Annotated in this window: 9 protein-coding genes and 1 pseudogene; 8 read left to right on the top strand and 2 right to left on the bottom strand. The window is 47.2% G+C overall.

Annotated elements, in window-relative coordinates; all coding sequences use genetic code 11:
- Both HMPREF1212_RS10335 and HMPREF1212_RS10330 read left to right on the top strand, forming a co-directional pair.
- On the top strand, positions 1 to 1,233 hold the full coding sequence (locus HMPREF1212_RS10335; RefSeq protein ID WP_046149302.1) for a Cof-type HAD-IIB family hydrolase: 1,233 nt from the start codon (positions 1 to 3) through the stop codon (positions 1,231 to 1,233).
- Complete coding sequence (locus HMPREF1212_RS10330) at positions 1,230 to 2,324, top strand: isochorismate synthase (protein WP_046149301.1); 1,095 nt, start codon at positions 1,230 to 1,232, stop codon at positions 2,322 to 2,324. Before HMPREF1212_RS10335 ends, HMPREF1212_RS10330 begins: the two co-directional genes overlap by 4 nt.
- A gap of 84 nt (positions 2,325 to 2,408) precedes the next feature.
- On the opposite strand, the gene HMPREF1212_RS10325 is transcribed toward HMPREF1212_RS10330, so the two are convergent.
- Complete coding sequence (locus HMPREF1212_RS10325) at positions 2,409 to 3,896, bottom strand: RagB/SusD family nutrient uptake outer membrane protein (protein WP_046149300.1); 1,488 nt, start codon at positions 3,894 to 3,896, stop codon at positions 2,409 to 2,411.
- A 25-nt stretch (positions 3,897 to 3,921) separates the two neighbouring features.
- On the bottom strand, positions 3,922 to 6,981 hold the full coding sequence (locus HMPREF1212_RS10320) for a SusC/RagA family TonB-linked outer membrane protein (RefSeq protein WP_028729175.1): 3,060 nt from the start codon (positions 6,979 to 6,981) through the stop codon (positions 3,922 to 3,924).
- Between the two features lie 267 nt (positions 6,982 to 7,248).
- Between HMPREF1212_RS10320 and menD the strand changes: the two genes are divergently transcribed.
- The 6 genes and pseudogenes from menD (at position 7,249) to HMPREF1212_RS10295 (ending at position 15,667) form a co-directional block, all read left to right on the top strand.
- Complete coding sequence (menD, locus tag HMPREF1212_RS10315; RefSeq protein WP_046149299.1) at positions 7,249 to 8,916, top strand: 2-succinyl-5-enolpyruvyl-6-hydroxy-3-cyclohexene-1-carboxylic-acid synthase; 1,668 nt, start codon at positions 7,249 to 7,251, stop codon at positions 8,914 to 8,916.
- Position 8,917: 1 nt separating this feature from the next.
- Positions 8,918 to 9,742, top strand: coding sequence for a 1,4-dihydroxy-2-naphthoyl-CoA synthase (gene menB, locus HMPREF1212_RS10310; protein WP_028729173.1), 825 nt, complete (start codon positions 8,918 to 8,920; stop codon positions 9,740 to 9,742).
- A 21-nt stretch (positions 9,743 to 9,763) separates the two neighbouring features.
- A pseudogene (locus tag HMPREF1212_RS27300) lies at positions 9,764 to 10,777 on the top strand (o-succinylbenzoate synthase); the annotation flags it as partial.
- Positions 10,778 to 10,822: 45 nt separating this feature from the next.
- A complete protein-coding gene (locus tag HMPREF1212_RS27295; protein ID WP_232430142.1) occupies positions 10,823 to 11,920 on the top strand; it encodes an AMP-binding protein in 1,098 nt (365 codons plus the stop codon).
- Positions 11,921 to 11,944: 24 nt separating this feature from the next.
- Positions 11,945 to 13,909: a DUF3857 domain-containing protein gene (locus tag HMPREF1212_RS10300; protein WP_046149297.1), complete on the top strand. Its 1,965-nt coding sequence runs from the start codon at positions 11,945 to 11,947 to the stop codon at positions 13,907 to 13,909.
- Between the two features lie 6 nt (positions 13,910 to 13,915).
- Positions 13,916 to 15,667 carry a DUF3857 domain-containing protein gene (locus tag HMPREF1212_RS10295; RefSeq protein ID WP_046149296.1) on the top strand — a complete coding sequence of 584 codons (1,752 nt, stop codon included), beginning with the start codon at positions 13,916 to 13,918 and terminating at the stop codon, positions 15,665 to 15,667.
- Positions 15,668 to 15,852 lie beyond the last annotated feature (185 nt).

Below are 15,852 nucleotides of genomic sequence, written 5' to 3'. Positions count from 1 at the left end.
ATGAAGTACAAATTATTGGTTTTAGACGTAGACGGGACATTACTCAACAGCGAAAAAGAGATAACTGCCCGTACCCTTGCTGCCCTACTGAAAGTTCAGCAAATGGGAGTGCATATTGTATTGGCATCCGGCCGACCGACCAATGGGGTCATGCCGCTGGCTAAAGCTTTGGAATTGGATCATTACGGCGGTTTCATCCTCTCGTATAACGGGGGACAGATCATCAACGTTCAAACCGGAGAATTGTTTTTCGAGAAACGTATCAACCCGGAAATGCTGGCTTACCTGGATAAAAAAGCGAAGAAGAACAACTTTGCCATCTTCACTTACCATAAAGACTTTATTCTGACAGACAAACCGGAGAGCCGGCATGTGCAGGAAGAAGCCGCATTGAACAATATGCGGGTGATCGGTGTCGATAACTTCCCGGAAGCTGTCGACTTCAGCCCGTGCAAATGCGTATTGGCCAGCGATGATGAAGCAGAACTGGTCGGATTGGAAAACCATTGGAAGAAACGGCTCAACGGTGTACTGGATGTGTATCGCACGGAAGACTTCTTCCTCGAAGTAGTTCCCCAGTTCATCAACAAAGGCAATACGCTGGCTGTTCTAATGGAGAAACTGAAGATCACGACCGAAGAGGTGGTTGCCATCGGTGACGGTATCGCCGACGTTCCTATGCTGCAACTGGCCGGAACCAGTGTTGCGATGGGCAATGCACGCGACTCGGTAAAGGTTTGTGCGGACTTTACAACCCTGACGAACGATATGGACGGGGTTGCCGTTGCTATCGAGACTGCGATCCTTGCCGCTATCAAACCGACGGAAGTTCCGCTGGATCAGTTGAACATGCGTGCCAAACATGCGTTGATGGGTAATTTAGGCATTCAGTATACCTATGCTTCAGAAGACCGTGTGGAAGCGACCATGCCGGTAGACGAACGTACCCGCCAGCCTTTCGGAATCTTGCACGGCGGTGCAACCCTGGCATTGGCAGAGACGGTTGCCGGACTCGGTTCCATGATACTGGCCAAACCGGACGAGATCGTCGTAGGAATGCAGGTTAGCGGCAATCACATGTCGTCGGCGCATGAAGGCGATACGGTGCGTGCCGTCGGAACGATCATCCATAAAGGACGCTCTTCGCATGTATGGAATGTAGATGTGTTTACCTCTACCGACAAATTGGTTTCATCCATACGTGTTGTGAATAGCATATTAAAGAAGAAATGATTTCAGAAGAAACAAGTAAATACAAGGCAATTGACTCACTGATCAGGCAGGGCCGCAGTTTTGCTATCTATCGTATACCGGGGGAAGAAACTCCCCGGTTCGTGATGCAAGCCTCCGGTTCTGCTCGTCTGTTTTATAATATAGAGGATCTGAACGAACAGCAGGGGTTTGTTATTGCCCCCTTCAGGGCAGGCCGGGAATGTCCGATCGTACTGATCAGGCCGGATTATTCCGAGTTGCCCGATAGCAGTAAAAAGGAATTCATCCCAATGGATTTGGAATTTCATCCGAATGAAACTGAAAACGCATCCGAACGAAAGACAAAAGACAACTATATCCATTGCTTCGATACTTTCATAAAACCTTTGCAGGAGAAAACGCTGGACAAACTGGTTCTTTCACGCAGTCTGACACTCGACCGGGAAGATGGCTTTTCTCCTGCAAAGGCTTTCTACAAAGCCTGCAAGCAATATATCCGTTCCTATGTATATCTCTGCCACACACCGCATACAGGTACATGGCTGGGAAGCACACCTGAAATCATCCTCTCCGGAGAAAAAGGGGAATGGCACACCGTTGCCCTGGCCGGTACACAGCCACTGCAAAATGGCGAATTACCTGTACATTGGAGCAATAAGAATAAAAGGGAACAGTTATTAGTATCCAATTACATACACGATCAACTCAGTTCATTAGGTATCGACTCAGCAATGGAAGGCCCTTATCCGGCACGCGCCGGGGCTTTATGTCATCTGAAAAGCGATTTCCGGTTCCGTCTCGGAGAAAGTAATAAACTGGGGAATCTGCTTAATCTATTACATCCTACTCCAGCCGTATGCGGACTTCCTAAAGAAGAAGCCCATCGTTTTATCCTGGACAACGAAGGATATGATCGCCGTTATTATTCCGGCTTTATCGGTTGGTTGAATCCGGAAGGCAGAACAGATCTGTACGTAAACCTGCGTTGCATGAACATCAATGCCAAGACGCTGATACTGTATGCCGGTGGTGGCTTGCTTTCTTCTTCAGAGTTGAGTGACGAATGGCAGGAAACGGAAGATAAATTACAGACGATGCGGGCATTGTTGTAAAACAAAATTTGTGATAGTCCAAATATTGATCGTGGGATGTATCAGCTATTGAAGTAGCCGATACGTCCCACAATTAGTTTTAGATCAACGCGGATTCTGCACCATATTCGGATTAGCATCGATCTCCGTTTGGGGAATAGGTAACGCGACCCTCAGATCAGATGGAGTAATGACTGCTGCTCCGGCAACGGAAGGCAAATGCCATCCGCCGGTACGAGTCACCGGCAAACCATTCCTCATGGCATCGAAAAAGGCATGCCCCTCTCCTACCAATTCCTTACGGCGTTCTTTCAGAATACGCTCCAGGCTCAGTTCAGATGCCTGTACCGATTTCGCAGGATTGGCACGGCTCACGATAGCATTAAGGCACTCCAGGGAGAAGGCCAGATTCTCTGCTCCACCCAATTTAAAGGCTGCCTCAGCAGCATTCAGGTAGACTTCGGAGAGACGAACGACACAGATATCATTATCCTGTGGATTTTCGCCCGTTTTACCCGGATACTTGTTCAGATACTTAGGATGACCAGTAGAACCTTCGGGTAATATATCTTCTTCCGGTTTCTGCGGTAGACGATTCAGCACATGACGCACATCGTCCGGATCTTCTCCCAGCAGATCGAGGAATGCCTTCGTGAGCACAAGATTATTCCAGTCCTTCACATTATCGGCATACACCATCGGAGCTCCCTCACCGCCTGTTCCACCATCCGGTTCGGAAAGGGTATAATAAAACTCAAAGAGCGACTCTGAATTAAAATCTTTTCCCCATACAGTGGGATATTCTTCGTGTGTGAATAGTTTATACAACCCTCCGTTATTTATTACTTCCTTAGCCAGTGCGAGTGCTTTTTCATTATTATTCATATAAAGATAAATACGCGACAGCAATGCTTTCACACTCCAGACATTGAGAAAGCCGTCTTTCTTATCGGTAGAGAGGGCGGAAAGGTTCAGTGCTTCTGTCATATCATCTATCGCCTGGCCGTAGCATTCGGCCACCGTATTGCGGGCAGGCTGATGAGTGGGTAATGTTGTTTTAATTTCGATAGCCACACCCAAAGAAGCACCGTTATCCAAAGTATAAGGCATACCGAACAGACGGGTAAGATCGAACAGGGCGAGCCCACGCAAAGCAAGCGCCTCAGCTTTGATACAGTCGAGTGCTGCGGTATTATCCGTAGTTACCTCACCCGATTCGATCCTTTCCAGTAGACTGTTTGCCTGGTGGATCACGTTATAAGGCTGGTTCCATACACGGGTGATGTTCAGGGCATCATCCGCCGTGACATTGAACTCATAATAGGGTGACACGCGTTTGCCGGGCCCCTTACTGATACGTGCCTGTACATCTTCGCCACGGCAGTCGGCATAGTAGAGATAATTATCTCCATAGTAACTATGTGAAGCGGCAATACGATAGATACCGTTCAAAGCGATCTGGGCCTCTTCGAGCGTGCGGATAGCCTGCGAAGTAGTTACCGAAGTAGACGGATCCAGGTTCAACCAATCGCCGGAGCAGGAAGTACAAAGAAGCGATGTGGCGGCAAACAAATATATAAATGTATGTTTCATATTCGAATAGTTTATAATAAATAAATCAGAAAGTTATCTCAACCCCAAAATTGAAGGTACGCATAGCGGGTGCTTCACAGAACACTTCACCATTAACCGGAACTTCCGGATCATATTGGTTCCATTTGGCCCACGTGAGCAGATTGGTACCGGAGAAATAAATACGTGCATTTTCTATCAACGCCTTTTGTGTCCACTGCCCCGGCAGTGTAAAGCCCAATGTCAGGTTTTTGAGACGGATATGATCGGTACTGTGGATATAACGGGATGAGTTTTGCGGGCCGGCTCCCTGTTCCAGTACGAAGCGAGGCACATCGGTTATATCTCCCGGTTTCTGCCAACGGTCGAGGGCATATACGGGCAGGTTGTATGATTTTTCCTTACTACCGTCTGTCTCTATCAGAGTGCCTGCCTTATCAAAAGAATAGCCCCCCAATGAGTAGGTGAACGTAAGTCCCAGGTCAAACCATTTATAAGAAAGTATGTTGGTAAAACCTCCTGCAATCTTCGGATCGGCAGACTTATACGGAATGGCTTGTGCTTTAGATGCATCGTCAGTCTTTTCTTTATTATAATTGCCTTGCTCGTCCTGTGTATTGAGATAGTAGAGAGCTTTTCCGGTCTGCGTATCTACTCCGGCAAACTCTTTCACGTAGAAGCTGTTGTAAGGAAGGCCTACTTTATGGATAAACCAGGAGCCCTCGATTGATTGCTTCATATCGCCATCCAACGTTACGATCTTATTGCGATTGTGGGTTAGGTTCAGCACGGATGTCCAGTTAAAGTCAGGACTAGCAAAGTTGATCGTTCTCAATTCTAACTCCACACCTTTGTTGTTGAGCTGACCGATATTCGCCAGATAGTTCAGGAAACCGGTAGTAGCACTGATAGGACGGTTGTAAAGCAGGTCTTTGGTATCGCGATTATAGTATTCGAGCGTCACAAAAATACGGTTGATGAAAGCCAGGTCGATACCAAGATTCAGATTGTAGTTCTTTTCCCACTTCAACCCGGGATTGGCCTGGGCAGACTCATACGAACCTGCTGCTCCCATATAGTTCTGTCCGTAACTGTACAGCCCCATATATCCGTAAAGAGCTCCCGGCTGATTACCATTAACGCCATAAGAGGCACGTATCTTCACATCGTTCAACACCGGTTTCACTGCATGCATAAAAGACTCATTACTCAGATGCCACATACCGGAGACAGACCAGAAATCTCCCCATCGACTTTCCGGAGCCAGACGGGAGCTGCCATCGCGGCGATAACTGCCTGCAATATAATAACGGTCGTCATAATCATAGTTCAAACGCGAAAGATAGGAGATCATCCTGTATGCCTGGGTAGAAGAAGCAAAGCTTTTCAGCACGGCTGCATTATCCGGTTCGAGCAACACATCCGAAGGTAATTTAGCTTTTTCTCCCATTGCCTTATCACTCTGATAACTCTCCAATTCATAGGCAGCCAGTACATCGAGGTGATGTTTGGTGGCAAAGGTACGGACAAAGTTGATAGAGGTAGATGAAAGAAACTTACCATATTCGGTAAATCCTTTTGAAGTCTGGGCATCACTTCCGCTCTTTGGCCCTGCTCCGCTAAGAGGGTTCAGATAACGGGAATCTTTCTGCACCGTGTAATCATAGCTCAATGTTTCTTTGAGTTTCAGTCCTTTAATAATATCAACAGACGCATATCCGGTAGAGAACATACGCGTCATACGACTACGGTTATAGTCGGTACGGATATCGCGAAGCGGATTCACATTAGTTCCGGGATAAGAGCCCACATAATTGCCTGAAGCGTCGCGTACCGGCATGGAAGGTGTGGCAGATACAGCGACACAGAGAAAAGGATTGATATTGGAGCCACGCTCTTCATTCATTTCCTGACTCATCTGGGTAAACATCATATTACCTCCTATTTCTGCACGGCTACCTACTTTCTGCGTCACATTCAGACGGGCCGAATAACGATCCAGACTGGAGTTTTCGACCAATCCCTCCTGACGGTTGAAACCAAGAGAAGAATAAAAAGTAGTACGCTCGTTACCCCCGGAAGCCGATACCTCATAATTTTGATTATGAGCCGTACGAAGCAATTCTTTCCGCCAGTCGGTATATCCCAGTTCGGGTATCCCCGCATACATGTCGATATTGGCTTTGGCATATTCGTCAGGAGACTCCATGCCCTTGTCTATAGCCGAGTTATACAGACCTTCATAAATCATCTCACGGCGCTGATCTCCATTTAATGTAGGGCGGAAGTTGACAGCCGCATCAGAGAAACCGCCACTGGCACTCAAAGTGACTCTTGTACGCCCCACGGTACCTTTTTTCGTTGTGATCAAAATCACGCCATTAGCAGCACGCGAACCATAAAGAGAAGCGGCAGCAGCATCCTTTATCACCGTAATATTTTCGATATCGGCAGGATTAAGCGTGCTCATCACATTCGTTTTGGCGTTATTCATATAAGCGGCATCGGCACCCGTACCGGCACCCATACTACCGGATGTGACAGGTACGCCATCAATGACAAATAATGGTTCGTTGGAAGCATTGAAAGAACCCATACCACGGATACGAATACTCTGGTTAGCTCCCGGTTGACCGGAACCGGATGTTATATTCACTCCCGTAGTCATGCCTTGCAACTTCTGCTCTACAGAAAGTACAGGTACGTTTTTCAACATATCGGCCCGCAGGGTATTGGCAGAGCCGGTAAAAGATGATTTCGAGAAGTTTCCATATCCGGTGACCACCACTTCCTCCAAATTCTGTGATTCAGGGGTTAGCACCACATTCAAAACACCATTCTTAGGTACTTTTACCTCGGCTGTTTTCATTCCTACATAAGATACAACAAGGATCTTATCGGATGCTTCTACATCCAGTACGAAACGACCGTCTATATCCGTCACCACTCCCCGCTCCGCTACTCCTTTTACAGAAACGGTAGCACCAATAAGAGGTAGTTTATCATCCGATGACGTTACTATACCTTTTATTTCCAATTGCTGTGCCTGCATATGTATACTGCACAGACACGCCAGTACAAACAATACAAATCTAAATTTTTTCATTAATCAATTATTATTAAATACTAATACCAGTTTGTACTTTATATGCCAATAATTGTACCCTAAAAGCGTCCGAGGAGTAAATTAAATCTAAATAGCGGTGAATAAATGCATTAATCATTCAAGGAAAACTAAGAAAAATAAAACGGTATGTAGAATTTCCACACAGATATGTAGAACTATTCTACATGTTGATCATATCCGACCCGATTCTCCGTCAATTGAAAAATTATATCTACTTTTGCAAGTCAACCTAAGGAAGAACAGAATATGTACACCGATAAAAAAAACATTCTCCAATTAGTAGCTCTGCTCAAGGAGCATAATATCAATAAAATCGTATTATGTCCGGGAAGTCGCAATTCGCCTATCGTACACACGTTGGCTAATCATCCGTTCTTCACCTGCTATTCGGTGACCGACGAACGGAGTGCCGGCTTCTTTGCAATGGGACTGGCTCTGCACGGGGGAAAACCGGCGGCCGTCTGTTGCACCTCAGGTACAGCCCTGCTGAACATCCATCCGGCCGTAGCTGAAGCCTATTACCAGCATGTCCCCCTTATCGTGATATCTGCCGACCGACCAGGAGCCTGGATCGGACAAATGGATGGCCAGACCTTACCGCAACCGGGTGTATTCGGTTCACTGGTAAAGAAATCGGTCAACCTGCCGGAGATACATACGGATGAAGACGAGTGGTACTGCAACCGCCTGGTCAATGAGGCGTTGCTGGAACTCAACCATCACGGAAAAGGCCCGGTACATATCAATGTCCCGATCTCCGAGCCGCTATTCCAGTTCACGACACCCGAATTGCCGAAGGTACGCGTCATTACCCGTTATCAGGGACTGAATATATACGACCGGGAATACAATACACTGATCGAACGGCTGAACGGCTATAATAAACGGATGATGGTGATCGGACAAATGAGCCTGATCTATCTGTTTGAAAAGAAGATATCCAAACTACTCTACAAACATTTCGCATGGCTGACCGAACATACGGGAAACAAAACGATCCCCGGTATCCCTGTAAAGAACTTCGATGCGGCAATTTATGCATTACCAAAAGAGACGCTCGACAAGATGGCTCCCGAACTGGTCATCACCTATGGGGGACATATCGTTTCCAAGCGCCTGAAGAAATTCCTCCGCGAAAACCCGCCTAAAGAGCATTGGCATGTATCGGCGGATGGCGAAGTGGCCGACCTGTACGGCTCAATAACAACCGTTATCGAGATGGATCCGTTCGAGTTCCTCGAAAAGATCGCTTATCTGCTGGAGAATAAAACAACCGAGTTTCCACGCGTATGGGAAAACAATACCAGGAATTTACCCGAACCGGAGTTCGCTTATTCGGAAATGGCGGCTATCGGTGCACTGATAAAATCGTTGCCAACTCCGTCTGCCTTACATCTGGCCAATAGCTCGACTGTTCGTTATGCGCAGTTGTTCACTTTGCCGGAAGAGGTAGAAGTGTGCTGTAACCGGGGAACCAGCGGGATTGAAGGTTCTCTCTCCACGGCTATCGGTTATGCCGTAGCATCCGATAAGCTGAATTTCGTAGCCATAGGCGACCTTAGTTTCTTCTATGACATGAATGCGATCTGGAACAGCAATTACGGTTGTAATCTGCGTATCCTGCTGCTGAACAATGGTGGTGGTGAGATCTTCCAGGCTTTGCCCGGTTTGTCTATGTCGGGAAAGACGCACCGTTTTGTCACCGCCACGCATAAAACATCGGCACAAGGCTGGGCTACCGAACGCGGTTTCCTTTATCAGGGTGTACACGACGGGAAAGAACTTGAAGAGTCAATGAAGATATTTACGGATCCCAACCCCATCAACCAACCGGTACTGATGGAAGTTTTCACAGATAAAGACGAAGATGTTCGTCTATTGAAAGAGTATTATCATCAATTAAAGCAAAAATAATATGTCAACTACAAGAGAATGGACAACTATAAAGGAATATGAAGATATTCTATTCGATTTTTATAAAGGAATTGCCCGCATCACGATTAATCGCGAACGTTATCGCAACGCCTTCACTCCTACCACTACAACAGAAATGAGCGATGCTCTTTATATCTGCCGCGAACGGCCGGATATCTGCGTAATCGTATTGACAGGAGCTGGCGATACAGCCTTCTGTGCAGGCGGCGATATGAATGTGAAAGGACATGGCGGTTATATCGGTAAAGACGGCGTTGCACGCTTGAATGTACTGGATGTACAAAAGCAGATCCGGTCGATGCCGAAACCGGTCATTGCAGCCGTGAACGGGTTTGCTATCGGCGGCGGCCATGTGCTGCATGTGGTTTGCGACCTGACAATTGCTTCCGAGAATGCGATCTTCGGACAGACCGGCCCCCGCGTGGGTAGCTTCGACGCCGGCTTCGGTTCCTCTTACCTGGCTCGTATCGTCGGTCAGAAGAAAGCACGTGAGATATGGTTCCTTTGCCGCAAATACAATGCGCAGGAAGCACTCGATATGGGACTGGTTAATAAAGTGGTTCCTTTAGATAAGCTGGAAGACGAATACGTGGAATGGTCTGAAACCATGATGATGCACAGTCCGCTTGCCCTGCGTATGATCAAAGCCGGATTGAATGCCGAACTGGATGGCCAGGCAGGTATCCAGGAACTGGCAGGCGACGCAACAATGCTTTATTACATGACAGACGAAGCACAGGAAGGCGGTAAAGCATTCCTCGAAAAACGCCGCCCACGGTTTGAAGATTATCCTAAATTCCCGTAATCAGTGTGACAGTCAACTACTATGTCTTATCATATACAAATCATACCGAAAGTATTACATTTCAAACAACCTGCCGGAACCTCCCGCGGAACCTATACCACACGGAATAGCTGGTATCTGGTTCTGACTTCCGATGAAGCACCCGAACGATATGGTATTGGCGAGTGTGCCCCCTTACCCAAACTAAGTTGCGATGATGTGCCGGACTATGAACGTTTGTTGGCAGAGATTTGTCGCCAGACCAAGAGTAAAGGCAAGCCAGATACCGAACTTCTTCGTCCTTATCCTTCCATCCAGTTCGGCTTGGAAACAGCTTTCAGGCATTTCCATGCAGGTAACTACGCTTTATGGGATACTCCTTTCTCACGAGGTGAAGCCGGTATTCCTATTAACGGCCTGATCTGGATGGGCGAGTATAAAAAGATGCTGGAGCAGATCGAAGCCAAAATGCAATCAGGATTCCGCTGTATCAAATTAAAGATCGGGGCGATTAACTTTGAGGAAGAATTAGCTTTATTGAAACATATCCGTGCACATTTCTCCGCCAAAGAAATCGAACTCCGCGTAGATGCAAACGGAGCTTTTTCTCCTACTGACGCATTAGATAAACTGTACCGGCTGGCCGAATTAGACCTGCATTCCATCGAACAGCCTATCCGTGCCGGGCAATGGGAAGAAATGGCACGACTTACGGCTGAAACACCGTTATCGATTGCTTTAGATGAAGAATTGATCGGATGTAATACCTTACAGGGTAAGAAAGAGCTTCTATCTGCCATCCGTCCGCAATATATTATACTGAAACCTTCCTTGCATGGTGGCATAAGTGGCGGACAGGAATGGATCGATGAAGCTGAAAGACAAAAGATCGGTTGGTGGATCACTTCGGCCTTAGAGTCGAATATCGGACTAAACGCTATTGCACAATGGTGCGCAACATTTAATAATCCACTACCGCAAGGGCTTGGCACAGGGGCTTTGTTTACAGATAATGTAGAAATGCCGCTTAGTATACGAAAAGATTGTCTTTGGTACGATCCGAAGAGTTACTCATTCCCCTCTCGAGAGGGGGCAGGTGGTGTGTTACATTTCACAACAGATCGAAGTAAACAGCAATTGCAGCTAGAGGATGGAACGGTTTGTACGACTGGAAATATTCAGGATTTGATAGCCGAACTCCCCACCGATACACCGGAGATACTTCGGGATTTATATCATTTCCTGGCAGACTGGTTTAGCGAATCGCCTTATATTACCGTACACACTTCCGGCTCAACCGGAACCCCGAAAGAGTTTACCGTCCGTAAGGAACAGATGATGCAAAGTGCCCTACTGACCTGTTCATTCCTTCGTTTACGAAAAGGAGACAATGCGTTGCTGTGTATGCCTTTACAGTATATCGCAGGTAAGATGGTCGTTGTACGGGCATTGGTTGCCGGACTGAATCTTATCCTGCGGACACCTTCGGGACATCCGTTGGCAGATGTGACGGTACCGCTCCGCTTTGCGGCCATGATCCCTTTGCAGGTGTATAATACTCTCCGGGTGGCAGAAGAGAAAGAGCGTCTTTGCCGGACAGAAATACTGATCATAGGCGGTGGAGCTATCAATAAAGAACTGGAAGACGAGATACGACAACTACCGAATGAGATCTATTCCACTTATGGCATGACAGAAACACTGTCTCACATCGCCCTGCGTAAATTGAACGGCTCGGATGCGTCACCGGCTTACACGCCTTTCTCATCCGTAAAGCTCTCTTTATCACCGGAAGAAACACTGGTCATCCAAGCACCGTTGGTTTGCGATGAGGCCCTGGTAACAAACGACATAGCGCAAATACACCCGGACGGTACATTCACCATCCTGGGAAGAAAAGATAATATCATCAACACCGGTGGTATAAAAGTTCAAATTGAATGCGTAGAAGAAATACTACGTTCAATTATTTCTGTTACCTTTGCGATAACGGCCGTTCCACATCCCGGATTAGGAGAAGCTATCGTGCTACTGGTGGAAAAGACGACAGACCCGGAAAGGCTTTCGGATAAGATAGCCTCTCTCCTGCCTAAATACCAACAGCCTAAATACATCCGGCAAGTAGACGCCATCCCACTCACCGGCAGTGGTAAAACAGACCGGAAAGCCTGTCGTTTATTGGCGGCAAAGCTAATCTGATTATCATTTAAAAACACTATACTTATGAGGTATTTTACACTTACCGTATTATCATTTCTAACCCTCTCGTCCGCTTACGGACAGAGTGGAGAAAGTTGCCGGTTTGCACCGGATCCGACGCTTCAGAAGCCGGAAGTCTATGCCGGATACGATTGCGTAAATCTGCTGGACAGTACATCTGTAACCGTACAACCGACCGGTTCCGGCTCATTTTCTGTCTGCAAGACAATTAAGATCCAGACTCCCCGGGGAGCAGTCAGCAACCGTATCATCAAATACGACTATGACCCGCTGACAGCTTTCGCCCGGTTCAAGAGAGCCACCGTTTACCGTGCTAACGGCGATGTGATCAATCTGGATGTCACCCAGGCTTGCGATTATGCAGCTCCTGCCCGTGCCATCTATTGGGGAGCCCGCCAGATCATGCTCGAAATAGGGCAACTGAATCCCGGAGATATTATCGAATACGAGATTGACAAGAAAGGTTTTACTTATGCCCTGCTGGCGGATGGTGGCGACGACGAATCACGTTTCATCCCTCCTATGCGTGGACAGTTCTATGATATCGTGCCTTTCTGGGTAACGGAACCGACCGTTCGCAAAGTATATAAGGTATCCATTCCAATGGAGAAAGAGATGCAGTTCCAGTTCTATCAGGGCGACTGTGCTTCCTCCATGCGCTACGAAGATGGCCGGAAAGCCTATACCTTCTCCACCAACGACGTAATGCCGGCAAAACGTGAACCGAATATGGTAGACCTGTTCGATGCCGCACCTAAACTGATGATGTCGTCCACACCTAAATGGCAGGATAAATCATTATGGTTCAACAAGGTTAACGAAGATTACGGAAGCTTTGCTCCACTACCCGAAGCACAGAAAAAGGTAGACGAACTGATCAAAGGAAAGAAAACGGAGATGGAAAAGATTGCCGTCCTCACCCATTGGGTAGCCGACAATATCCGCTACTCCGGTATCTCGATGGGGAAAGGCGAAGGCTACACGCTTCATAATACGAAAATGAACTATACCGACCGTTGCGGTGTATGTAAAGACATTGCCGGAACACTGATCTCTTTCCTCCGCATGGCAGGTTTCGAAGCCTATCCGGCTATGACAATGGCAGGCAGCCGCGTGGAAAGTATTCCTGCCGACCATTTCAACCATTGCGTAGCTGTCGTTAAGCTATCCAGTGGTACTTATATGCCGCTCGACCCGACCTGGGTTCCTTTCTGCCGGGAGTTATGGAGCAGCGCCGAACAACAACAAAACTATCTGCCGGGCGTTCCCGAAGGTTCAGACCTTTGCCTGACTCCGGTTTCCGCTCCGGAAAACCATTATGTACGTATCAAAGCCAACAATAAACTGGATGCCAAAGGTACGCTGACCGGACAATTCACCATTACAGCCGAAGGACAGTCGGACAGTAATATCCGCGGTATGTTTACCCGTGGCTGGCAGTCGCAATGGAAGAACATGCTCGAAAGCCAGTTGCTGAACGTCTCTCCGAAAGCACGCCTGATCAGTGTCGATTACGGTAAAGATCCGAAAGACTACCAGGCAGCCCCTATCAAGATCACATTCCGCTACGAGATACCGGAATATGCTATCCCCGGAAAAGAAGAGCTTGTATTCAAACCTATGGTCATGAACAACCTGTATAACCAGGTAAAGAGCTATCTGCGTATCAATACCGACCTGGCAGAACGTCAGTACGGTTTTAAAGATGCCTGTTCACGTCTTGTAGAACTGGACGAAACGATCCAGCTTCCCAAAGGTTATACACTGCTTAATGAAGCCAAACAAGACAGCAAACAGAGTGATGCAGCCGACTTTGAAGGCTCATTGCGTCAGGAAGGCGATAAGATAACGATCAGCCAGAAACTGGCACTGAAGAAACGTGTATACGAAGCCGGCGATTGGGATGGCTTCCGTTCGGCAGTCAATGCTCATAAAAGTTTCGGCGATTATCTAATTATTAAAAAGTAAAAGACAATGACTAATATAATAAATAAATTTACACTGCTTCTTTGCCTGCTGGCGCTTACGGCATCTGTATTCGCTGCATCGGAAGCCGAATACAAGAAGCTGTCGAAAGCATATACATTGAATGCAGACGGAAGTCAGGAGTTTCGTTACAGCATGGAACTTACACTCTTCACCCATACTGCTATGAACGGTACATACGGTGAGAGCTTTATCGTTTATAACCCGGAATACCAGGTACTGAAGATCAACTCTTCTTACACTAAACAGAAAGACGGGAATATCGTAAAGACTCCCGATAACGCTTTTGTGGAAGTTCTTCCCCGTGCAGCAGCCGATGCTCCGGCTTATAATAACCTGAAAGAAATGGTCGTTGTCCACACCGGTCTGGAGCTGGGTGCCACCATCTATCTGGATTATACGCTTACTTCCAAACCGGGTTATCTGCCGGAACTGGATATCTACGACGAACTGTTGCAAAGTTCTCCGGTAAAGGAATATACCATCAGCCTGTCGGCTCCGGAAAGCAAGCCTTTATTCTACACGTTGCAGAATAACAGCACCAAACCAGCTGTCTCCACAGCCAACGGCATGAAAACAGTTACCTGGAACCTACGTAACCTCCCGGCTTCTTCCCGCGACCCGTTCGTATCGGCTGCCAATGGCGATGTTCCTTTCCTGACAGCTTCTACTTATGCTTCTAATGGCGATGCCCTGAAAGCCTTATATGCACAATTCACTCCCGCCTCTGATGTACAGTTGACAGCTATTGCCGAAAACATCACGGAAAGTAAAAAGAATGATACGGAAAAAGTACAGGCTATCCTGAAACATGTAAATGAGAACTTGGGATATAGCAAACTTTCATTACCGGACGCCGGATACAAGATACGTTCATCCAGTGATGTGATCTATTCTGCCTACGGAACGGAAGCCGAAAAAGCAAACCTGTTGAACGGCCTGTTGAATGCAGCCGGTATCAAAGCGGAAGCAGCCGCCATCTATCGTGTAAAAGCCGATCCGGCCAGTTGCGGACTGAATGCCGTAAGCGGATTGGTGGTTGTTGCCAATGCAGACGGAAAACAATATGTCATGTCTCCTGCATCCAACAAAATGGCCGTCTGGAATGGTATTACTCCGGTAATAAGCCTGACAAATGCCGGAACTCCGGTAGCAGTCAATACACCGTCAGGTGACATCGATTATAAGGTAACGCTTTCTGTTTCTCCGGAAAAAGCAGATGCACAAGTGAGCGCTACGATCGGTAATGCTTACCTACCTTATTACGGTTCTTACCTGTCGACTTTTGCTGGTGGAGACAAAGAGGCCACCGAAGCCAAAACGCAGAACGGCACAACGATCTCTTATAAGGTATCGCAGAACCTGGAAACCAACAATGGCTATGTAATGGTATCGCTGCCAGACGCTCCCGTCAGTCTGGCTCACAGCTATTACTGCCAGATGAACAGCAGCCGCAAAGACAATCTGCTGTTGCCATGCAAAGCGAACGAGCATTATACATATACCGTTCAACTACCGGAAGGAATGAAACTTTCTACACCGGACGCCGTAAAGACAATAGAGAACGCAGCCGGTAAAGTAGTTATCTCCGTCAAACAAAACGGCAACACCGCAGAAGTGGAACGCAGCCTGCAACTGAACAATCAGTTATATAAGCCTGCACAGTTCACCAACCTGCGCAGCCTGCTTACCGAGTGGGGAAACACATCGAACCGTACTCTGTTATTGTCTATCAACTAAATAGAGATAGTTTAACTTATCGAATATACTCTCGGTAGATATCCGCAACCAGGACTATAGTCTTAACAGTACCAGCACTACAGTGTTAATAGTATCGACACAGTAGTGCTGGTATTATTTACACAATAGTGCTAGAAGCATACAATTACTATCCTGCCATCAGCCTGATAAATATGTCGTTCCAT

It is taken from the genome of Parabacteroides sp. HGS0025, assembly GCF_000969845.1.
In the GTDB taxonomy this organism is placed as follows: Bacteria; Bacteroidota; Bacteroidia; order Bacteroidales; family Tannerellaceae; genus Parabacteroides; species Parabacteroides gordonii.
The sequence above is the reverse complement of the archived record's forward strand: the minus strand, read 5'-3'. Positions and strand labels throughout refer to the sequence as shown.

Coding starts and splice junctions, on each gene's coding strand:
- menD (WP_046149299.1), top strand. CDS start 7,249: ATGTACACCGATAAAAAAAACATTCTCCAATTAGTAGCTCTGCTCAAG.
- HMPREF1212_RS10325 (WP_046149300.1), bottom strand. CDS start 3,896: ATGAAACATACATTTATATATTTGTTTGCCGCCACATCGCTTCTTTGT.
- HMPREF1212_RS10295 (WP_046149296.1), top strand. CDS start 13,916: ATGACTAATATAATAAATAAATTTACACTGCTTCTTTGCCTGCTGGCG.
- HMPREF1212_RS10330 (WP_046149301.1), top strand. CDS start 1,230: ATGATTTCAGAAGAAACAAGTAAATACAAGGCAATTGACTCACTGATC.
- HMPREF1212_RS10320 (WP_028729175.1), bottom strand. CDS start 6,981: ATGAAAAAATTTAGATTTGTATTGTTTGTACTGGCGTGTCTGTGCAGT.
- HMPREF1212_RS10335 (WP_046149302.1), top strand. CDS start 1: ATGAAGTACAAATTATTGGTTTTAGACGTAGACGGGACATTACTCAAC.
- HMPREF1212_RS10300 (WP_046149297.1), top strand. CDS start 11,945: ATGAGGTATTTTACACTTACCGTATTATCATTTCTAACCCTCTCGTCC.
- menB (WP_028729173.1), top strand. CDS start 8,918: ATGTCAACTACAAGAGAATGGACAACTATAAAGGAATATGAAGATATT.